Origin of the sequence: Saccharothrix longispora, from assembly GCF_030852425.1 — a bacterium.
Taxonomy (GTDB): domain Bacteria; phylum Actinomycetota; class Actinomycetes; order Mycobacteriales; family Pseudonocardiaceae; genus Actinosynnema; species Actinosynnema longispora.
Genome location: NZ_NSDM01000005.1, coordinates 347071 through 367540, shown reverse-complemented (window position 1 = coordinate 367540; position 20470 = coordinate 347071). Strand labels below are relative to the sequence as shown.

Here is a 20470-nt window from a genome sequence, read left to right as displayed (position 1 = left end):
CCGCGCCGGGAGCGACCGGGGGCGCGTGCGAACCGGATACCCCTGAGGGGTATGGTGTGACTGGTCATCACACGTGAAGGGTTCACCATGAACGCAACAGCGAAGCTCTCCGCCTACGGCGTGGCGCTCGCCCTGGTCGCCGCGGGCGCCTGGGCGGTCGGGAGCGCTGTCGGTCCCCTGTCCGTCGAGGCCGCCGGCCACGGCGAGGTCGGCCCGGAGGGCGCCGACCACGGGGACGACCACGGCGCCGCCGTCGCGGGAGCGGCGCAGGACCAGCCGGCCGGGCTGGCGTCGTCCCGGGGCGGGTACACCCTCGCGCCCGTCGGCACGACGTTGACCGCCGGGGTCACCGACACCTTCTCCTTCCGGATCACCGGGCCGGACGGCCACGCCGTGACCGCCTTCGACGTCGAGCACGACAAGCGGATGCACCTGATCGTGGTGCGCCGTGACACCTCCGGGTTCCGGCACGTCCACCCGGAGATGGCCGCGGACGGCACCTGGACGACGTCCCTGCCGGTCGCGGGCGCGGGTTCCTACCGGGTGTTCGCCGACTTCACGCCCACCGGCGGCGAGGCAACCACCCTGGGGACCGACGTCACCGCGGCCGGGCAGTTCGAGCCGCAGCGGCACGAACCGTCCCGGGTGGCCCGCGTCGACGGCTACGAGGTGCGCCTGGACGGCGAGCTCACGCCGGGCGAGGCGTCCCCCGTGCGGCTCACCGTGACCAGGGGCGGCGCCCCGGTCACCGACCTCCAGCCCTACCTGGGGGCCTACGGCCACCTGGTGGCGCTGCGGCAGGGCGACCTCGCCTACCTGCACGTCCACCCGGAAGGCGCCCCCGGTGACGGGGCGACGGCCGCCGGACCGGAGATCGCGTTCGTGGCCGAGGTGCCGTCGGCGGGCGGCTACCGCCTGTTCCTGGACTTCCGGCACGACGGCGTCGTGCGCACCGCCGAGTTCACGGTGACCACCGAGGAGGGGCACGGGCATGGCTGACACGCGGCTCGAACTGTCGATCACGGGCATGACCTGCGCGTCCTGCGCGAACCGGGTCGAGCGGAAGCTGAACAAGCTCGACGGCGTGACCGCGACGGTCAACTACGCCACCGAGAAGGCCCACGTCACCTTCCCCGACGACGTCGACCCGCAGGTGCTGGTCGAGCAGGTCGAGGCCGCCGGGTACGGGGCCGTCCTGCCCGCCGGACCGGAGCAGCCCGAGGCGGTCGAGGAGGACCCGACCAGGTCCCTGCGGCAGCGGCTGGTCGTCTCGGCCGCGCTCGCGGTGCCGGTGATCGCGATGGCCATGGCGCCGGCCCTCCAGTTCACCCACTGGCAGTGGATCTCGCTCACGCTGGCCGCGCCGGTGCTGGTGTGGGGTGCGTGGCCGTTCCACCGGGCCGCCTGGACCAACCTGCGGCACGGCGCCGCCACCATGGACACGCTGATCTCGATGGGCACGATCGCGGCGTTCGGCTGGTCGCTGTACGCGCTGCTGTTCGGCACCGCGGGCACGCCCGGCATGACCCACCCGTTCGAGCTCACCGTCCAGCGCACCGACGGCGCCGGCTCGATCTACCTCGAAGTCGCCGCCGGCGTGACCACGTTCATCCTGGCCGGCCGGTACTTCGAGGCGCGCTCCAAGCGCCGGGCCGGAGCCGCGCTGCGGGCGCTGCTCGAACTGGGGGCCAAGGACGTGGCCGTGCTGCGCGGCGGTCGCGAGACCCGTGTCCCGGTCGCGGAACTCGTCACCGGCGACCGGTTCGTCGTCCGGCCGGGCGAGAAGGTCGCCACCGACGGTGTCGTGGACGAGGGCAGCTCCGCGATCGACGCGAGCATGCTCACCGGCGAATCCGTGCCGGTCGAGGTCGGTCCCGGTGACGCCGTGGTCGGCGCGACCGTCAACGCCGGCGGTCGGCTGGTCGTCAGGGCCACCCGGGTCGGCTCGGACACGCAGCTGGCGCAGATGGCCCGGCTGGTCGAGGACGCCCAGAGCGGCAAGGCCGAGGCGCAACGGCTGGCCGACCGCGTCTCCGGCGTGTTCGTCCCGGTCGTCATCGCCCTGGCCGTCGGCACGCTGGCGTTCTGGCTCGGCGCGGGCGGGGGAGCGTCGGCCGCGTTCACCGCGGCGGTGGCGGTGCTGATCATCGCCTGCCCGTGCGCCCTGGGCCTCGCCACGCCGACCGCGCTGCTGGTGGGCACCGGTCGGGGCGCGCAGCTCGGTGTCCTGATCAAGGGGCCCGAGGTGCTGGAGTCCACCCGACGCGTGGACACCGTCGTGCTGGACAAGACCGGCACCGTGACCACCGGCCGGATGAGCCTGGTCGCCGTGCGCACCGCGCCCGGCGTGGACGAGGACGAGGTGCTGCGCCTGGCGGGCGCGCTGGAGCACGCCTCCGAGCACCCCGTCGCCAGGGCCATCGCCGCCGGCGCCGCCGAACGCGTCGGTGACCTGCCCGAGGTCGACGGGTTCCGGAACCACGAGGGCGTGGGCGTGCAGGGCGTGGTCGAGGGGCACGCGGTCGTCGTCGGCCGCGAACGGCTGCTGGCCGAGTGGGCCGTCCACCCCGACGAGGAACTGGCCGAGGCGAAGCGGGCGGCCGAGCGGCGGGGGCACACCGCCGTCCTGGTCGCCTGGGACGGGCGGGCCAAGGCGGTCCTGGCGGTCGCCGACACGGTCAAGCCGACCTCGGCCGAAGCCGTTCGACGCCTGCGCGACCTGGGGCTGACCCCGTTGCTGCTGACCGGCGACAACGAGGCCGCGGCCCGCGCCGTGGCCGCCGAGGTCGGCATCGACGAGGTCGTCGCCGAGGTCCTGCCGAAGGACAAGGTCGACGTGGTGGCGCGGCTCCAGGCCGAGGGCAGGGTCGTGGCGATGGTCGGTGACGGCGTCAACGACGCCGCCGCGCTGGCCAAGGCCGACCTGGGCCTCGCGATGGGCACCGGCGCGGACGCCGCGATCGAGGCGAGCGACCTGACCCTGGTGCGCGGCGACCTGCTCGCCGCCGTGGACGCCATCCGGCTCGCCCGCCGCACCCTGGCGACCATCAGGGGCAACCTGTTCTGGGCGTTCGCCTACAACGTGGCCGCCCTGCCGCTGGCCGCCGCCGGCCTGCTCAACCCGATGATCGCCGGGGCCGCCATGGCGTTCTCCAGCGCGTTCGTGGTCGGCAACAGCCTGCGGCTGCGCGGTTTCCGGGGCACACCGCCGGTCGGGGCCGGAACCGCCGCGTCCCGGACCGCTGCCACCGACGCCGGCAGGCGCGTCGACCGGGTCGGCCGGTGACGCCGTTCCCGGCCGTGCGATCCCGACCGCCGCCGGGAGGGCGACGGGGGTGGACCGGCGGCCGGGCGCGGTGCGGAGGGGGGCGTCAGCCCATGATCTGCCGCTCCGGTTCGATGAGCGCCACGACGCGGTCGTCGCCGCGCGGGTAGGGGCCGCCGGTGTACTTGGTGGAGATCCGGTCGACGATCTCCCAGGCGGCGTCGCCCTTGACCCACCGGACGACCCGACCGCGGACGACGACCGGCTGGAACGGGTTGTCGACCGGGGTCAGGGAGAGCGCGACCCGCGGGTCGCGGCGCAGGTTGCGCGCCTTGCGGGAGCCCGGGCCGGTGAAGACCACGACGTGCTCGCCGTGCGTGCCGACCCAGACGGGGACGGAGTGCGGCGCGCCGTCGGGGAGGACGGTGGCGAGGTGGGCGATCGAGGTGCCGTCGAGCACGCGGCGCACGTCGGGGTCGAGCATCGTGGTCGCCTCCTGGGTCGGGTGGGGGACCCGGCGCGTCCCGGCGGAGCTCCCCCTGGGCCTTCGAGGGGCGTGACCGTAGCAGTCCGCCCCCGGCGCACCCGGCCGTCGCCGGGACGCGCGGGCAGCGCCTACTTCCGGCCGTGGTCGGCGCACGTGTCGTGCCATAGCGTCGATCGCCTGGTGGGACGATCGAACGGAGTGCGCGATGGGAACCAGGCACAGAGCCACCTCGGTGGCGCTACGAGCGGGTGTCGCGACAGGCGTGGTGGGGCTCGCGCTCGTCGGCGTCACGGTGCCCGCGGCCACGGCGGAGGACCGGGTGGTGCGGGCCGACCAGGCCGTGACCAGGGCGTGCCACGCCTCCCTGCTGCCACCCGGCACGGCCGGGGTGGACCGGCGCGAGGTCACCTCGAACGTCGACGGCCTGGTGCAGGCCCGCCTGGCGCCGGGCGACGGCCGCGAGGGCGACTGGGACGTCGCCGTGTTCGACGAGGCGGACGGCGCGGTCGTCGCCGCGTCCGCCGCGCTGCGCAGCCGCGAGCTGGCCGAGAGCTTCGTGACCAAGGGGCAGCGGCTCGTCGTCCAGGCGTGCCGCTACGCGGGCCCCGCCCGCACGGCGACGCTGGGCGTGGACTTCCTCGCCCTGACGCCGCGGGGCACGCCGACCACCGTCGAACGCGCCGAGGTCGTGCGCGTCGAGACGCCGCGGCAGGAGGACAAGGACGCCCTGCTCGGCCTCGACCTGGACCTCACCGAGAAGGGCGACGCCACCGGCGTCGAGGTCGTGCTCGCCGGCGACGCGGACCGCGCGACCCTGCGCGACAGCGGCTTGAAGCACACCACGGTGGACCCCGACCTGTCCCGGACCGCCCGCGACGCCGCCGCGCGGGACCGCGCGTACGCCGCCAGGGGACGTGCGTCGGGGCTGCCCTCCGGCCGGACCTCCTACCGGCACCTCTACGAGTACGAGTACGAGCTGAAGGAGCTGGCGCGCGGCAACCCCCGGCTGGTCCGGGCGTTCACGCTGCCCGAGCCGACCGTCGAGGGCCGCGACGTGGTGGCGGTCGAGATCGCGAAGGACGTCGACAACGCCGCCGACGGCAAGCCCGTCAACCTGCTCATGGGCGTGCACCACGCCCGCGAGTGGCCGGCCGGCGAGCACGCGATCGAGTGGGCCCACGAGCTGGTCAACGGCTACCACCGGGACCGGTCGATCCGGTCGCAGGTCGTGAAGACGCGCAACATCGTCGTGCCGATCGTGAACGCGGACGGCTTCTCCGTCTCCCGCGAGGCCGAGCCGAACGGCGACTTCGCCCGGTTCGACTACGAGATGAAGCGCAAGAACTGCCGCGCGGACGACTCGCCGCCGCAGCTGCGCACCGGGGTCTGCAAGGCCAACCCCGGCGGTCGCGACCGGGGCACCGACCCGAACCGCAACTACGCCGGTTTCTGGGGTGGCGCGGGCGCGGGCCTGACGTGGAGCAGCGAGACGTTCCGCGGCCCGGAGCCGTTCTCCGAGCCGGAGACCCGCAACATCCGCTCGCTGGTCTCCTCGCGGGCGGTCACCAACCTGATCACGCTGCACACCTACGGCAACCTGGTGCTGCGCCCGCCGGGCGTGGCCGCGGTGCGCGCGCCGCTGGAGGAACCGGTCGTCAAGGCGCTGGGCGACCGGATGGCCTCGCGCAACGGCTACGACAGCATCCCGTCGTGGGGCCTGTACGACACGACCGGCAGCACCGAGGACTGGTCGTACTGGGCCACCGGCGGGTTCGGGTTCACCTTCGAGATCAACCCCGGGGGCTTCCACCCGCCGTACGAGGACGCCGTCGTCGCCGAGTACGTCGGCGCGGCGCCGGCGGCGGGCGCGGGCAAGGGCGGCAACCGGGCCGCGTTCCTGGACATGCTCGCCAACGCCGCCGACCCGGCCGCGCACTCCACCCTGGTCGGCACCGCGCCGCACGGGTACCGGCTCAAGGTGCACAAGACGTTCCGGACGCCGACCTCGCCCGTGCGCCAGGCGGACGGCTCGACCCTGCCGCCGATCCAGGTCACCGACACGGTCGAGTCGAGGTACTCGTCCACCGGGGGCCGGTTCACGTGGGCGGTCAACCCCTCGACGCGCCCGTACGTGGCCGGTCGCCACGGCCGCGACCCGCAGGGCCCGCCGCAGGCCGCGATCACCCTGGCGAACCCGCCCGGCGTGCCCGCGGAGAACACCTCGTTCCCCGGCAACCAGGTGGCCGAGCGCATCCCGTTCACCGTGCAGGGCCCGCCCGCGGCGGACAACGGCCGGTTCGACGTGTCGGTCTCCTGGACGTCCACCCGCACCGACTGGGACCTGTTCGTCCTCGACGCCGCGGGGCAGGTGGTCGCGCAGTCGGCGAGCGGCGGCACGAACTCCGAGCGGGCCACCTTGCTCGACCCGCCGGTCGGCGAGTACACCGCGGTCCTGGTGAACTACGACCAGGTCGACCCGGCCGACCCGGACGACTGGACCGGCGGCGTGGTCGAGTTCGCCTCGCCGGTGCCGCCCACCTACGGCGTGGCGGAGGCGTACACCCTGACCTGCGCGGACCGCGACGGCCGGCTGGTCGGCCTGACCGACGTCTTCGTCGACCGCGGCGAGACCGTGGACGTGGGTGACGTCTGCACCGACTCCGCCCGCGCCACCAAGCAGAGGCGGCGCTGACCGCCGGGTCCGGCGGCTCCCGCACCCCGGAGCCGCCGGACCCGGACCGCGCACCGCGGTCCCGTGTTCCGGTCGGCGTCCAGACCCCGATCGGGTGGTTTGACCCTCCCGCTTTCCGGGGCATTCGATCGTTCCCGAAGGTCCCCCGGAGAGCAGGAGCGATCATGACGGCACCGGTGCGCGGCACCGACCGGTATTGGGCGTCGATGGACAAGGTCGCGGCCGACTTCGTGCTGGCGCTCCGCGAAGGTGGCCGGGACGACGAGGAGTGGGTGCGCGTCGTGGGCGACGCGCACGGACCCGACGGCCTGGTCGACCTGGTGGCGCTGCTGCTCCGGCACCTGCACCTGTCCTACCCGGGCCTGGCGCGCACCCCCGGCGGTGGCGTGGACCTGGACGCGCTGGTGGTCACCAAGGAGGACGCGGTCTCCGTGCTGCTGGACGCGTCGGAGTGGGCGCGCGCCGACGGCGAGGCCGTGCCCGACGTCGGCCACATCACCCTGGCCGACCGCATGGCCGCCGCCGCCGAACGGGTGTGCCCGGTGGTGCAGGCCGCCCTGGACGCCGCCGCGGCGTCCCCGAACGCCTGGTCGGTCACCCCGGTGCGCAGGGTGCTGGACGACCTCGACCGCGACCCCTACAGCATCACCAGGACCCTCGCCCTCGTGGCCGACGCGATCACCACGGCGGCGCGGCGGACGTCCGGCTGAACCGGGGCGTGCCCGGTGGACCGCCCCGGGCGGGCACGGTGACGGGGCAGGGCCGGCACACGAGGGTGCCGGACTCGGCGCGGCCCGGCTCCGGGTCCATGCCCGGCCGGGTCCGGTCGGGGCGTGCAGGAGGCCGTGCCGGGGGAGCGGCTGCTCGCGTTCCGGAGCCGGGGGCGACCTGGCCGTCATCGGGTTGCGGGAGAACCCGGTGTGCGAGCACCCCGGCCCCGTCGCCGACCTGCTTCCACGCGTAGCCGGAGCACTGGGGTGGTCGGTGGGGCGAGTCGGTGCTGGACCGCCTCTCGACGACTTTCCCTCACACGTGCGCGTGGGCGCCGGACGCGGGCCACCCGCCTGTCGAACCCGCCGACCGGGCCGCCCGGTCGGACGAGGCGAGTGCGGCACGTCGAGGGCGGCGTCGCCGAGGAGGACCTTGACCGGCACGCGACGCGGGCCGGATACTGACCGGAAAGCGCTTTCCGAAAGGAGTCCGCGTGGACGGGGTCGTCATCGCACCCGACCGGCCGGCCCGCACGACGGGCCACCGCCGGCACCTGGTCCGGTCCGGCCCGGGGACGTCGCGGTGAGCGCGGTGGCCGTGCGGCACGACCTCGGGTCCGCGGTGACGGTCTCGGCCGGGGACGTGGACCTGGTGCGCTACACCTACGTGCCCGACACGCCGCGGCGGGAATCGCCGAAGCCGTTCCTGCACCCGGTCCGCACGCGTGCGGGGCGGCTGGTGAGCCTGTTCCGGCCGCACGACCACGTGTGGCACAAGGGCATCGCGTGGTCGTTGCCGAACGTCGGCGACGAGAACTTCTGGGGCGGCCCCACCTACGTCCGCGGGCGGTCCTACGTGCAGCTGGACAACAACGGCGCGCAGCGGCACCGCCGGGTGGCCGACGTCGGCGTCGAGGGGGGGACCGCGTGGTTCGCCCACGAGCTGGACTGGGTCGCGCAGGCCGGGCGCACCGTGCTCACCGAGCGCCGGACCCTCACCGCGACCCTGCTGCCCGGCGCGGCGTGGGCGCTGACCCTCGACACGACGATGACCAACACCTCCGGCGCGGGGATCGCCTTCGGCTCGCCGACGACCAAGGGCCGGGAGAACGCGGGGTACGGCGGGTTCTTCTGGCGCGGCCCGCGTTCGTTCACGGGCGGGACCGTCGTCGCACCGGACGGCGTGGGCGGTGACGAGCTGCGCGGTCGCCGGGGCGAGTGGATGGCCTTCGTGGGGCGCCACGACGACGAGACCGGCGAGGGCGCGGAGTCCGCGGTGGTCGTGGTGGACCACGCCGACAACCCGCACCACCCGCCGCGCTGGTTCGTCCGCTCCGAGGGGTTCGCCTGCCTGAACCCGGCGCCGTTCTTCAGCGAGGAACTCGTGCTCGCCGACGGCGACGCGGTGCGGTTCCGCTGCGGCGCCGGGATCGCCGACGGCGGCGTGGCCGACGTCGCAGCCCTGGCCGACGCGGTCCGCGACGTGCTCCACCGGACCGGGGACGCACAGGGGCGGGGATGAGCACCTTCCCCGGCGGGACCTCGCTGTCGTTCCTCGACGTCTACGACGACGCGGCCCCGGACGGCGTGGTCGGCGGCAGCCCGCACCTGCACCTGGCCTCGACCGAGTGCTACGCGGTCGTGGGCGGGGAGGGGGAGCTGCACACCGTCACCCCCGCCGGCTGCCGCGAGATCCCGCTGCACCCCGGCGCGGTCGTCTGGTTCACGCCCGGCACCGTCCACCGGGCGGTCAACCACGGCGGCCTGCGGGTGGTCGTGCTGATGGGCAACGCCGGGCTGCCGGAGGCCGGGGACGCGGTGATGACCTTCCCGGCCGACGTGGTCGCCGACCCGGACCGCTACCGCGCGGCGGCCACCCTGCCGCCCCGGGCGACGGAGGCGGAACGCGCAGCCGACGCCCGCGCCCGCCGCGACCTGGCGGTCGAGGGCTTCCTCCCCCTCCGGGACGCGGTCCGCGCCGGGGACCCGGAGCCGCTGCTGACCTTCCACGCCGCCGCCGCGGCCCTGGTCCGGGAGCGCGCCGGGGGCTGGGGGGCGATCGTGCGCGGCGGTCCGCTCGACCAGGCCGGGACCACCCTCGCACTGGTCGGGGACGTGGCCCGGGGCGTGGCCCCGCACCTGCGGCGGGCGGTCGTGCACGAGGCGCGGAGGCCGGAGCGGGTGTTCGGCATGTGCGGACGCCTGAGCCCCGTCGACGTGTCCGCCGCCCCCGCCGCGCCACCCGCCGCACCCGCGGCCCGACCCGGACCACCGGACGAGGAGCGCCTTTCGTGACCAGCCGCACCTACACCTGCGCGATCGTCGGCACGGGCGCGATCGCCGGCGCCCACGCCCGGGCGATCGCGGCGCTGCCCGCCCGCGCCCGCCTCGTCGGCGCCGTCGACGTCGAGCCCGACCGGGTGGCCGCCTTCGGGGCGGAGTGGGGCGTGTCCGCGCACCCGACCCTCGCCGACCTGCTCGCCGACCGGCGGCCCGACCTGGTCCACCTGTGCACGCCGCCGGGCACCCACCTGTCCCTGGCGCTGGAGTGCCTGGCCGCGGGGGTGTCGCCGGTCGTCGAGAAGCCGCCGGTGCTGTCGTTGGCCGACCTCGACCGGCTGCGCGCCGCCGAGGCCGAGGCCGGGGTGCCGGTGGCCACGATCTTCCAGCACCGCTTCGGCTCCGGCGCGGTGCGGTTGCGCCGCCTGCTGGCCGAGGGCGCGCTGGGCAGGCCGCTGCTGGCGTCGGCGGACACCCTGTGGTTCCGCGACGACGACTACTTCGCGGTCCCCTGGCGGGGGAAGTGGGAGCTGGAGGGCGGCGGGCCGACCATGGGGCACGGCATCCACCAGTTCGACCTGCTGCTGTCCGTCCTGGGGCCGTGGAGCGAGGTCAGCGCGGTCGCCGCCCGCCAGGCCCGGCCCACCGACACCGAGGACGTGTCCGCCGCGCTCGTGCGGTTCGACTCCGGGGCGGTGGCGACCGTGGTCAACTCGCTGGTCTCGCCCCGCCAGACCAGCCGGCTGCGCTTCGACTTCGAGCACGCCACCGTGGAGCTGGAGCACCTCTACGGCTACTCCGACGCGGACTGGCGGCTGACCCCGGCCCCCGGGGCACCCGACCCCACCCCGGCGTGGGGGAGCGACCCGGTCGGCGTGCCCAGCGGTCACACCGCGCAGCTCGCCGCCGTGCTCGACGCCCTGGACGAGGGCCGCACCCCGCCGGTCTCCACCGCCGACACGCGGATGACGCTGGAGTTCGTCGCCGCCGTCTACGCCTCCGCGTTCACCGGCCGCGTGGTCGTGCGCGGCGAGATCACCGAGGGGCACCCGTTCCACGCCGGCATGGCCGGCGGCGGCGCGCCCTGGCCGCCCCGGCGATCCGGCCCTTCGGATTCGAGGGTGGGAAGGACGACCTGACTCCTGTCGGCGGATCGGGCTCGCGACAACGTCCCGCACCGGTGGCCCTGCCGGGCTGATCCACGCACGTCGATGGGGCGGGGTCGCCGGTGACCCGGGCCCGGTCAGTCCTCCACGAGGGTGCGCAGCGTCCGGCGGAGCCGATCCGCCGCATCCGGACCGACCGCGGCCAGGAACGCGCTCTCGGCCTCCCCGTACGCCACCCGCGCCGCGTCGTAGGTCCGCGTCCCCTGGTCGGTGAGCTCGACGACGTTCCTGCGCCGGTCCGCGGGGTCCGGTCGCCGCGTGATGATGCCCTTGCGCTCGAGCACGTCCAGCAACGCCACCATCGTGGTGCGGTCGATGCCGAGCGTCTGCGCCACCTGCAGCTGCGACGCCGGTTCCCGGTGGGCCAGGACCCGGAGCGCCCCGAAGTCCTTGCTGTCGATCCCCAACGGCCCGAGCGCCGCGTCCGTCAACGCCGTGAGCTTCAGGGTCGCGTGCTTGAGGAGGTACCCCAGGACCTCGTGCGGGTCGGCGGTGGTGCTCGGCTCGGTGGACACGGCCCCCATCTTAGGCTTAGTCTGATCGTCAGTAATACTGACGATCAGACCTACTGCGGAAGGCGCGACCATGATCCTCGTCACCGGAGGGCTCGGCTTCATCGGCTCCCACACCGTCCGCGCCCTCACCGACGCGGGCGAGGAGTGCGTCCTGCTCCAGCGCCGCACCCCGCGGGTCCCCCCGCACATGGCCGACCTGCCCGTCCACGTCGTCCGGGCCGACGTCGCCGACCTCGACGCCCTGCTCGCCGCGGGCCGGCAGTACCCGATCACCGGGATCGTGCACCTCGCCGTCGCCCTGCCGTGGCCGGTGACCGACCTCGACCCGATCGAGGCCACGGGGGGAGCGCTGGACGCGTTCCTCAACATCGTCCGCGCCGCGCGGACCTGGGGCGTGCGCCGTGTCGTGACCGCGAGCACCATCGGCGTCTACGGCTTCGCCACCGGAGGCGCGCTGACCGAGGACGCGCCGATCCCCCTGGGGCACTCCCACGCCATCCCGACGTTCAAGAAGGTCACCGAACTCCTTGCCGGCCACCTCTCGGACGTGACCGACGTGGACATCGTCAACGCACGCGTCTCCGGCACCTGGGGTCCCGGCGGCCACCTGCCCGACCCGTTCTTCGCCGCCCCCTCCCTGGCCCATGCCGCGGCCCGGCGCGGCGAACCCGACCTGTCCGGACTCATCGCACCGCCGCACGCCGAGGACGCCCTCGACCTGCTCTACGTCAAGGACACCGGTCGCGCGCTCGCGCTGCTGCAGCTCGCCGGGAAGCTGAACCACTCCACGTACAACGTCGCCTCCGGCCGCGCCACGAGCAACGCCGACGTCGTCGCCGCGATCAACTCCGCCGAGCCCGGCTTCCGGTGCGAACTCCCACCGGCCGGGGACCGCCCGGTGAGCTGGCTCGACATCGCACGCCTGCGCGAGGACACCGGGTTCGAGCCCCGGTACGACACCGCCGCGGCTGCCGCCGACTACATCGCCTGGCTGCGCGCGGGAAACCAGCGGTAACCCCCGGCCGCCGTCACGCAGGTCCGATCGTCGCCTTGCCGGGGACGACTCCCCACCGTCTCCGGCAAGGACCCCGACGCCCCTCGGTGGACCGACCGGTGCTGATGACCGGAGCGCGGACGTCCGGCTGCCGGATCGCGTGCGACTCCCCGCCGTCAACGGACGGCCCCGATGCGCATCCCTCCCGCGGGCGACCACCGGCCGTCCGAAGAGCCGGTAATCCCGTTGGCGCCGCCCACCGCGCGGGCTAACCTGGTCGCCATGTGCACCGGTTACGCCGCCGCCCGCTCGGCGATGCGGCCCCGCTCCGCCGCCTGACGGCGGCGCACCGAGGAACCCTCCCTGCCCGCCGTCCCGGTCATCCACCGGGCGGCGCCGCTTCGTGCTGCCCGGCTCCACCGAGAGCTGCGGAGCATCCCCTTGTCCACTTCACCCCACCTGCGCGCCGAAGGCGTCTCCGTCACGCTGGGCGGTCGCGCGCTGCTCACCGACGTCTCCGTCACCGTCTCCTCCCGTTCCCGCCTGGCGATCGTCGGCGAGAACGGCCGGGGCAAGACCACCCTGCTGCACGTGCTCGCCGGGCTGCACGTCCCCGACCGGGGCTCGGTGCACCGCGCGGGCACGGTCGGGCTGTCCCGGCAGGCCCTGCCCGCCGGTCCCGGCGAGACGGTCGGCTCGCTGACCGACGAGTCCCTGCACGCCGCCCGCGCCGCCCTGCGCGCCCTCGACGAGGCCGCCGACGACCTGACCCGGGGCGTCCCCGACGCCGACGAGCGGTACACCCGCGCGCTGGACGCGGCCACCCGCCTGGACGCCTGGGACGCCGAGCGCCGCCTCGACGTGGCCCTGGCGGGGTTGAACGCCTGCGCGGACCGGGAGCGCGAACTGCGCACCCTCTCCGTCGGGCAGCGCTACCGGGTGCGGCTGGCCTGCCTCCTCGGGGCCGGGCACGACCTGCTGCTGCTGGACGAGCCCGGCAACCACCTCGACGCCGACGGCCTGGCCTTCCTCACCGACCGGCTGCGCGCCCACCGGGGCGGGCTGGCCCTGGTCAGCCACGACCGCACGCTGCTGCGCGAGGTGGCACGCGAGTTCCTCGACCTGGACCCCACCCGGGACGGCCGGCCGCGCCTGTACGCCGGGGGCTACCCCGCCTGGCGGGAGGGCCGCCGCCGCGAGCGGGCGCGGTGGGTGCAGGAGCACGAGGAGCAGCAGGCCGAGCAGCGCGGGCTGGCGGTCGCGCTGGACCAGGCCAGGTCGCGCCTCAGCACGGGGTGGCGGCCGGACAAGGGCACCGGCAGGCACCAGCGGCAGTCCCGCGCGCCGGGTGTCGTGCAGGCGCTCAACCGGGCGCGGGAGGCGCTGGTCGCGCACCGCGTCACCGTCCCCGAGCCGCCGTCGGCACTGCGCTGGCCGGAGTCGGGCACCCATGCCGGCGCCGGGTTGGTGCGGGCGCGTGCGGTGACGGTGGCCGGTCGGCTCGACCGGCCGGTCGACCTGACCCTGGACGGCGGCGACCGGTTGCTGGTCACCGGCGGGAACGGCACGGGCAAGTCCACGCTGCTGGGCGTGCTCGCCGGGGTGCTGGCCCCGAGCGGCGGCGAGGTGCGGCGCCTGCCGGGCGCGCGGGTCGAGCTGGTCGCGCAGGAGGTGCCGGACTGGCCGGGTGGGCTGACCGCGCGGGAGCTGTTCGAGCGGCAGGGCGTGCCCGGTTCCCCGACGGACTCCGGGTTGCTGGACCGGGAGGCCGCGCGCACCCCGGTGTCCCGGCTCTCGTCCGGGCAGCAGCGGCGACTGGACCTGGCGCTGCGCCTGGCCGCCCGGCCGGACCTGGTGATCTTCGACGAGCCGACCAACCACCTCTCGCCGTCGCTCGTCGACGAGCTCGCCGAGGCGATGGTGACCACCGGGGCGGCCGTGGTCGTGGCCACCCACGACCGGGGGCTGCTGGCGGAATTCGCGCACTGGCCCCGGCTGGTGCTCGGGTGAGCGCGGGCGTGCCGCAATGCCCCGTGGACCACCCCGCCCGCCGGGTTACGGACGACATCCGCTCGGGGGACCCCGCGCTCCGCAACGGCGCGTTCCACGCCCGTCGTCGAGGCCGCGGACGACCAGGTCGACCGGGCGTACGACGTCCGGGACGAGGTGGCGGTTCGCGACCGGCCCGGGCACTGCCCCCGGGTGCTGTGGGAGGTGGGGGTCACCGGCGAGCGGCAGCGGAGGCCCGGCGGGCGGCGGCGGAACCGATCGAGGGCGAGACGGACCCGAGTACCGCGAGGAGTGCGCCACGCCGTGGCGGCGCGCGGGCGAGCCCGGCGGCGCCGCCGGGTCGGGGTGCCGCGCCCGGCGGTCAGCGGCGGCGGAGTGCGGGGTCGAGCAGCGACGGCGGGGTGTCGTGCTTCTCGTCCGGGGCCAGGTCGGTGCCGGGGGCGACGATCGCGTCGATCGCGTCGAGGACGTCGGCGGTGAGCGCGGTGTCCGCGGCGGCGAGCTGCGCGTGCAGGTGCGCCGGCGTGCGCGGGCCGACGATCGCGCTGGTCACGCCGGGGTGGGCGGTCACGAACCCGAGCGCGAGCTGGATCATGGTCAGGCCCGCCGCGTCGGCGACCGCGGCCAGCCGCTCCACGGCGTCCAGCCTGGCCCGGTTGGCGGGGGTGGAGGTGTCGAAGCGCCGCGGCATGACCGTCGAGCGGTGGGTGGTGATCTCCCGGCCCGCGCGCACCGCGCCCGACAGCCAGCCCGAGGCCAGCGGGCTCCACACCAGCACGCCCATGCCGTACTCCTCGGTCACCGGCAGCACGTGGGCCTCGACACCGCGCTGGAGGGCGGAGTAGCTGGGCTGCTCGGTGGCGTAGCGGCCGAGGTGGTGCTCGCGGGCGGCCCACTGCGCCTGCACGATGCGGTGCGCGGGGAAGGTGGAGGAACCGAAGTAGCGGATCTTGCCCGCGCGCCGGAGGTCGGTCAGCGCCGACAGCGTCTCCTCGTCGCTGGTGGCGGGGTCCCAGCGGTGGACCTGGTAGAGGTCGACGTGGTCCACGCCGAGGCGGCGCAGGCTGTCGTCCAGCGCGGTGACCAGCCACCGGCGCGAGCTGCCCCGGTGGTTGGGGTCGTCGCTCATGGGCAGGAAGGCCTTCGTGGCCAGCACGACGTCGTCGCGGCGGCCGGCGATGGCCCGGCCGACGATCTCCTCCGACTCGCCCCGGCCGTACGCGTCGGCGGTGTCGACGAGGTTGATCCCGGCGTCGAGGGCGGCGTGGACGATGGCGGTGGCCTCGTCCGGTGCGGTGCGCCCGAGCGCGCCGAAGTTCATCGCGCCCAGCGAGAGGGTGCCGACCTGCACACCGGTGCGGCCCAGGGTGCGGTACTGCATGGGTGGGTTCCTCCGTCGGGAGTGGTGGGGTCGCCGGCGGGCCGCTGCGGCTATCATGCAAGCGGAACGTCGCTCCGGTAACCATACGGAGCGCTGCTCCGTTTTACAAGCCCGGTGGGTGCGGTGGCGGGAGGAGTGCTGCGGTGAGCGACGGCGACGAGGGTGCGGTGCGCGCGACCCGGTCCAAGCGGGCGGACGCCCGGCGCAACGAGAAGACCCTGCTCGACGCCGCCGCCGCGGTCTTCGTCGCGTCGGGCGTGGAGGCGCCGGTGCGTGACATCGCGGCCCGGGCGGGTGTCGGGATGGGCACGATCTACCGCCACTTCCCGACCAGGGCGGACCTCATCATCGCGGTGTACCGGCACCAGGTCGAGGCGTGCGCCGAGGCGGGGCCGGCGCTGCTGGAGGCCGGCCCCGGTCCGTACGCGGCACTGGAGCGGTGGATCAACCTGTTCGTGGACTTCCTGGTGACCAAGCACGGGCTGGCCAACGTGCTCCAGTCGGACAACGCGGGCTTCGACGCCCTGCACACCTACTTCCTGGACCGCCTCGTGCCCGTGTGCACCCGGCTCCTCGACGCCGCGGCGGACGCCGGCGAGATCAGGCCGGGCGTGCGGGCGTTCGAGCTGATGCGCGGGGTCGGGAACCTGTGCATCGGCGCGGACGACCCGCGCTACGACGCGCGCCGGCTGGTCGGGTTCCTCGTCGCGGGCCTGCGCCCGCCGGGCCGACCGCCGGCCGGGTGAGGGCCCTCCCCGTTGCGAGAGCGCTCTCACCCGGCCATGCCGGCGGACGTGGACCTGCCGGTGGGAGGTGTCAGGTCGGGCACTTCACGGTGAAACCGGCCCGCAGCAACGCCGAGTCCCGGGACGAGGGGCCGACGAGCAGCGTGAACTCGCCCGGCTCGACGACCCGGCGGCCCCGCGCGTCCACGATGGTGCAGTCGGCCACCGGCACGTCCAGGTGCACGGTCGCGGTCGCGCCCGGCGCCAGCTCCACCTGCCGGAACGCCTTGAGCTCCTTGTCGGCCCAGCTGGCGGACGTGACGGTGTCGCTGACGTAGACCTGCACCGTCTCGCGCGCCGGCCGCGCGCCGGTGTTGCGCAGGGTCACGGCGGCCCGGACGTGGTCCTCGGGGCCGAGGACGTCGGTCTCCACGCGCAGGTCGTCGTACTCGACCCGGGTGTAGGACAGGCCCTCGCCGAAGGCGAACGCCGGGTCCTGCGTGAGGTCCGCGTACCGGCTGCCGTGCTGGCCGCGCACCTGGTTGTAGTAGGTGGGCTGCTGGCCGACGTGGCGGGCGAAGGAGATCGGCAGGCGACCGCAGGGCTCGACCAGGCCGAGCAGCACCTCGGCCACGGCCCGCCCGCCCCGCATGCCGGGGTTGGCCGCCCACAGCAGCGCGGCGTCCCGGGTCGACGGGGGCAGCACCAGCGGCTTGGAGGCGAGCAGCACGACGACCAGCGGGGTGCCGGTCGCGGCGAGGGCGTCCAGCAGCGCGATCTGGCCGCCGACCAGGTCGAGCGTGGCGGTGGAACGGCCCTCGCCGACCAGTTCGACGCGGTCGCCCACCACGGCCACCACGTAGTCCGCGTCGCGCGCGGCGGCGGCGGCCTCGGCGATCAGGGCCTCGTCCGGCGCGCTCGGCAGGACCACCTGCGGGCGTGGCTGGCCGTCCGGGAACGTGTCGCCCTCGGGGTCCGGGGCGAGGACGAGGATGTCGGCGCCCCGGGCGTGCACGACCTCCCAGTCGTCGGGCACGTGCTCGCGCAGGCCGTCCAGCACCGTGGTGATCATCTCTCGGGGCTGGCCGTCGGGCAGCCAGTCCGCCTGCCCCGACGAGCCGGCCCAGTCGCCGAGCTGGGTCTGCGCGTCGTCGGCGAGCGGCCCGACGACGGCGATCCGGCGGGTGCGCCCCGGCGTGCCGACCGCGCGCCCGGTGGCGTCGGCGGTGAGGCCGCCGTCCAGCGGCAGGACGCCGTCGTTGCGCAGCAGCACCAGCGAGCGCCGGGCCACCTCCAGGTTGAGCGCGGCGTGGTCGGGGTGGTTCACCACGGCGCGCTGCCGCTCCGCGTCGGGGCGTCGGGGGTCCTCGAACAGGCCCAGCTCGAACTTCAGCGCGAGGACGCGGGCCACGGCGCGGTCCAGGTCGGACTCGGCGAGCAGGCCCGACTCGACGGCCTCCAGCGCGCCCTCGAAGAACCCCGGCGTGGTCATGATCATGTCGTTGCCCGCGAGGACGGCGGCCGCGGCGGCGTGGGCGTAGTCGGGCTGCACGCGCTGCTCCCAGACCATGCGGCCGACGTTGTCCCAGTCGGTGATCAGGGTGCCGGTGTAGCCCCACTCGCCGCGCAGCACCTCGTCGAGCAGCCAGTCGTTGACCGTGATCGGCACGCCGTCCGTGGTCTGGTAGCCCAGCATGAACGTGCGGCAGCCCTCGCGCGCGACGCGCTCGAACGGCGGCAGGAACCACGAGCGCAGCTTGCGGCGCGACAGGTCCGCCTCGCTGGCGTCCCGACCGCCCTGGGTCTCGGAGTACCCGGCGAAGTGCTTGGCGGTGGCCAGGATCGCGGTCGGGTCGCCCAACCCGTCGCCCTGGTAGCCGCGCACCATCGCCGAGGCGAGTTCGCCGATCAGCACCGGGTCCTCGCCGAACGTCTCGTCGATCCGGCCCCACCGCAGGTCGCGCGCGATGCACAGCACGGGGGAGAAGGTCCAGTGCACGCCGGTGGCGGCGACCTCGACGGCCGTGGCGCGCGCGACCCGCTCGACCAGTTCGGCGTCCCAGGAGGCGGCCATGCCCAGCTGGGTCGGGAAGATCGTCGCGCCCTCGTGGAACGAGTGGCCGTGGATGCAGTCCTCGGCGACCAGCAGCGGGACGCGCAGCCGCGTGCGCGCGGTCAGGTCGTGCGCGCGCAGCACCCGCTCGGGCGAGGTGTGCAGGACCGAACCGACGTGCTTGCGCAGCACGTGGTCGTCGAGGTCCTCCCGGGAGTCCAGCTGCATCATCTGCCCGACCTTCTCCGGCAGGGTCATGCGCCCCAGCAGGTCCGCCACCCTCTCCGGGATCGGCCGGGCGGGATCGCGGAAGGGCAGGTCGTGGTCCATGCGTTCTCCAGTGTCCAGGTCACGGCGGAGCGTCGCCGCGGCTCGTGGGCGGCTCGTCGCGCCCGCGTGGGTACGACCGTATCCGCGGATGTACGTTCGTACACGCGATCGAGGGGGTGATCGCGAAATCCGGTACCGGCCGCAAAAACCGGGACGGCGGCGGGGCGCGACCCGGCGGCGTCACCCCGGGCGGACGGGGGCGGTGACGCGTTCGACGGCCGCGGCCGCGGTGGCGGCGTCGTGCGGCTCGGTGTCCAGGGCGCGGTGGAGCGTCAGGCCCTCGATCAGGGCGTCGAGCAGGCGCGCGGTCAGCGGGTCGAAGTGCCGCTCCAGCGCCCGGCGGCTGGCCGCCATCCAGGCGTTGGTGATGTCGCGGCACGCCGGGTCGCGCGCGGCCAGCGTGTACAGCTCGTGCGTGAGGACCAGGTCGCGGTGGTCGTTGAGGGTGTCGAGGGTGATGATCTCCACCACGGCGCGCTCGGCGGCCGCGAAGTCCGAGGCCGCCGCCATCCGCTGCTCGAACCGCTCGGCCACCCCCGCCGCGAACCGCCCGAACGCCTCGCGCAGCAGTTCCTGCATCCCGTCGAAGTGGTAGGTCATCGACCCCAGCGGCACGCCGGCCGCCGCGGCGATCGTCCGGTGGGACGCGCCGGCCACCCCGACCTCGGCGATCACGTCGAGGCAGGCGTCGATGATCCGGTCCCGGCGCCCCGGGTCCGGCCGCCGGGGCCGGGCGCGCTTCTCGGTCACCGGGCGGTCGCTCGTCACGTGTACGACCGTACCACTCTTGTGTACGTTCGTACACATGAGTGGGGTGGACGGGCGTCAGCCCTTCAGCGCGGCCCGCACCTTCTCGATGACCGCCGTCTCCACCTCGGCCACCTGGCCGTCGGCCGCGGCGACCTCGTGGCAGATCGCCTCCACGGCGTCGGGGAAGCCGGCGGCGTCGGCGGGCGACTTCGCGGCGAGGACCTCCGCGGACGTCCGGAGGGCCTCCAGGACCCGCTCCTCCAACTGCTCCTCGGGGATCCCCGAGAGGTCGACGCGGGCCGCGTGCAGGACGACGCGCAGGTCGGGGGAGAGCGTGGTCAGGGCGCGGAGCCCGGCGTGCCGCTCCTGGATCACGGGGCCGGGATCGGCGTGCGACACCAGCACCATCACGCCGAACACGGCCGTGCGCAGGGTCCGGCTCTCGGCGTCCGTGTAGTGAATCATGCGGTCAGCTTAAATCGCCCGCGCGCCGCGTCCGCCGAGGCGGGTGCCCGGGGCAGCGGCCCCGGGCACCCCGGGGGACCAGTGGCCGGACGACGGCGCGCCGGCCCTTTCGGGCGCGGGCGAGGTCCCCCGGACCGCCCTCCTTCCACGTTCCCGGACCCGCGTGCCGCCGCCGCGGGCGAGCCGGCGAGGAGATGACCATGCCGTCGACGATGGACAGGACCCGCCCGGCCGCCGCCGGGCGGGAGTGGTCGGGTGACGCCGGCCTGGTGGGGCAGTACCTGCGCGAGATCAACGGGACACCGCTGCGGAACGCCGCCGGGACCTGACCGCGGTGGCCGAGGACGGCCGCCGCGCCAAGGACCACGTGATCCGGGCGAACCTGCGCCTGGTGGTGTCGGTGGCCAGGAAGCACGCCTTCCGCGGCCTGCCGTTCCTGGACGTGGTGCAGGAGGGCGACCTCGGGCTGATCCGCGCGGTGGAGAAGTTCGACCACACCAAGGGGTTCAAGTTCTCCACCTGCGCGACCTGGCGGACCAGACCCGCACCATCCGCATCCCGGTCCACGTGAGCGAGGAGCTGTCCGGGTTGCAGAAGGTCGAGCGGCGCCTGCGCGCGGACTCCGACCGCGAGCCGACCCACGAGGA

18 protein-coding genes are annotated in these 20470 nt (G+C 75.1%); 12 read left to right on the top strand and 6 right to left on the bottom strand.

The window, feature by feature from the left end:
* The first annotated feature begins 87 nt into the window (after nt 1–87).
* Complete coding sequence (locus CKY47_RS14805; protein ID WP_306746358.1) at nt 88–999, top strand: DUF8832 domain-containing protein; 912 nt, start codon at nt 88–90, stop codon at nt 997–999.
* Nucleotides 992–3286, top strand: coding sequence for a heavy metal translocating P-type ATPase (locus CKY47_RS14800; protein ID WP_306746357.1), 2295 nt, complete (start codon nt 992–994; stop codon nt 3284–3286). Before CKY47_RS14805 ends, CKY47_RS14800 begins: the two co-directional genes overlap by 8 nt.
* Nucleotides 3287–3371: 85 nt before the next feature.
* Here CKY47_RS14800 and CKY47_RS14795 read toward each other — a convergent pair whose 3' ends face one another.
* Nucleotides 3372–3749, bottom strand: coding sequence for a TIGR03618 family F420-dependent PPOX class oxidoreductase (locus CKY47_RS14795; protein WP_306746356.1), 378 nt, complete (start codon nt 3747–3749; stop codon nt 3372–3374).
* Between the two features lie 208 nt (nt 3750–3957).
* On the opposite strand from CKY47_RS14795, the gene CKY47_RS14790 reads away from it, so the two are divergent.
* From CKY47_RS14790 to CKY47_RS14770, 5 genes are all read left to right on the top strand, one after another.
* Nucleotides 3958–6444 (top strand): M14 family zinc carboxypeptidase, encoded by a 2487-nt coding sequence (locus CKY47_RS14790; RefSeq protein ID WP_306746355.1) that lies wholly within the window; start codon nt 3958–3960, stop codon nt 6442–6444.
* Nucleotides 6445–6608: 164 nt separating this feature from the next.
* Nucleotides 6609–7154 carry a hypothetical protein gene (locus tag CKY47_RS14785; protein WP_306746354.1) on the top strand — a complete coding sequence of 182 codons (546 nt, stop codon included), beginning with the start codon at nt 6609–6611 and terminating at the stop codon, nt 7152–7154.
* Nucleotides 7155–7737: 583 nt separating this feature from the next.
* Nucleotides 7738–8676, top strand: a complete 939-nt coding sequence (locus tag CKY47_RS14780; protein ID WP_306746353.1) for a DUF6807 domain-containing protein — start codon at nt 7738–7740, stop codon at nt 8674–8676.
* Nucleotides 8673–9449, top strand: a complete 777-nt coding sequence (locus CKY47_RS14775) for a cupin domain-containing protein (RefSeq protein WP_306746352.1) — start codon at nt 8673–8675, stop codon at nt 9447–9449. The genes CKY47_RS14780 and CKY47_RS14775 overlap by 4 nt, the downstream gene beginning before the upstream one ends.
* Nucleotides 9446–10573 carry a Gfo/Idh/MocA family protein gene (locus CKY47_RS14770; RefSeq protein WP_306746351.1) on the top strand — a complete coding sequence of 376 codons (1128 nt, stop codon included), beginning with the start codon at nt 9446–9448 and terminating at the stop codon, nt 10571–10573. The genes CKY47_RS14775 and CKY47_RS14770 overlap by 4 nt, the downstream gene beginning before the upstream one ends.
* A gap of 104 nt (nt 10574–10677) precedes the next feature.
* Here the strand turns inward: CKY47_RS14770 and CKY47_RS14765 are convergent, their stop codons facing one another.
* Complete coding sequence (locus tag CKY47_RS14765; protein WP_306746350.1) at nt 10678–11115, bottom strand: MarR family winged helix-turn-helix transcriptional regulator; 438 nt, start codon at nt 11113–11115, stop codon at nt 10678–10680.
* 70 nt (nt 11116–11185) lie between these two features.
* Between CKY47_RS14765 and CKY47_RS14760 the strand changes: the two genes are divergently transcribed.
* Together CKY47_RS14760 and CKY47_RS14755 are read left to right on the top strand one after the other, a co-directional pair.
* Complete coding sequence (locus tag CKY47_RS14760) at nt 11186–12130, top strand: NAD-dependent epimerase/dehydratase family protein (RefSeq protein WP_306746349.1); 945 nt, start codon at nt 11186–11188, stop codon at nt 12128–12130.
* A 414-nt stretch (nt 12131–12544) separates the two neighbouring features.
* Nucleotides 12545–14119, top strand: a complete 1575-nt coding sequence (locus CKY47_RS14755; protein WP_371320671.1) for an ATP-binding cassette domain-containing protein — start codon at nt 12545–12547, stop codon at nt 14117–14119.
* A 361-nt stretch (nt 14120–14480) separates the two neighbouring features.
* Here CKY47_RS14755 and CKY47_RS14750 read toward each other — a convergent pair whose 3' ends face one another.
* Nucleotides 14481–15500: an aldo/keto reductase gene (locus tag CKY47_RS14750; RefSeq protein ID WP_306746347.1), complete on the bottom strand. Its 1020-nt coding sequence runs from the start codon at nt 15498–15500 to the stop codon at nt 14481–14483.
* Between the two features lie 143 nt (nt 15501–15643).
* On the opposite strand from CKY47_RS14750, the gene CKY47_RS14745 reads away from it, so the two are divergent.
* A complete protein-coding gene (locus CKY47_RS14745; RefSeq protein WP_306746346.1) occupies nt 15644–16246 on the top strand; it encodes a TetR/AcrR family transcriptional regulator in 603 nt (200 codons plus the stop codon).
* 70 nt (nt 16247–16316) lie between these two features.
* Here the strand turns inward: CKY47_RS14745 and CKY47_RS14740 are convergent, their stop codons facing one another.
* The 3 genes from CKY47_RS14740 to CKY47_RS14730 all read right to left on the bottom strand — a co-directional run bounded on the left by CKY47_RS14740 (nt 16317) and on the right by CKY47_RS14730 (nt 19823).
* Nucleotides 16317–18608 (bottom strand): exo-beta-d-1,3/1,6-glucosidase, encoded by a 2292-nt coding sequence (locus CKY47_RS14740; RefSeq protein WP_306746345.1) that lies wholly within the window; start codon nt 18606–18608, stop codon nt 16317–16319.
* A gap of 180 nt (nt 18609–18788) precedes the next feature.
* Nucleotides 18789–19376 carry a TetR/AcrR family transcriptional regulator gene (locus tag CKY47_RS14735; RefSeq protein WP_306746344.1) on the bottom strand — a complete coding sequence of 196 codons (588 nt, stop codon included), beginning with the start codon at nt 19374–19376 and terminating at the stop codon, nt 18789–18791.
* A gap of 57 nt (nt 19377–19433) precedes the next feature.
* Entirely contained in the window at nt 19434–19823 is a 390-nt protein-coding gene (locus CKY47_RS14730; protein WP_306746343.1) for a hypothetical protein, read from the bottom strand.
* A gap of 200 nt (nt 19824–20023) precedes the next feature.
* On the opposite strand from CKY47_RS14730, the gene CKY47_RS14725 reads away from it, so the two are divergent.
* Entirely contained in the window at nt 20024–20152 is a 129-nt protein-coding gene (locus CKY47_RS14725; protein WP_306746342.1) for a hypothetical protein, read from the top strand.
* Between the two features lie 5 nt (nt 20153–20157).
* Complete coding sequence (locus tag CKY47_RS14720; RefSeq protein WP_306746341.1) at nt 20158–20394, top strand: sigma factor; 237 nt, start codon at nt 20158–20160, stop codon at nt 20392–20394.
* Nucleotides 20395–20470 lie beyond the last annotated feature (76 nt).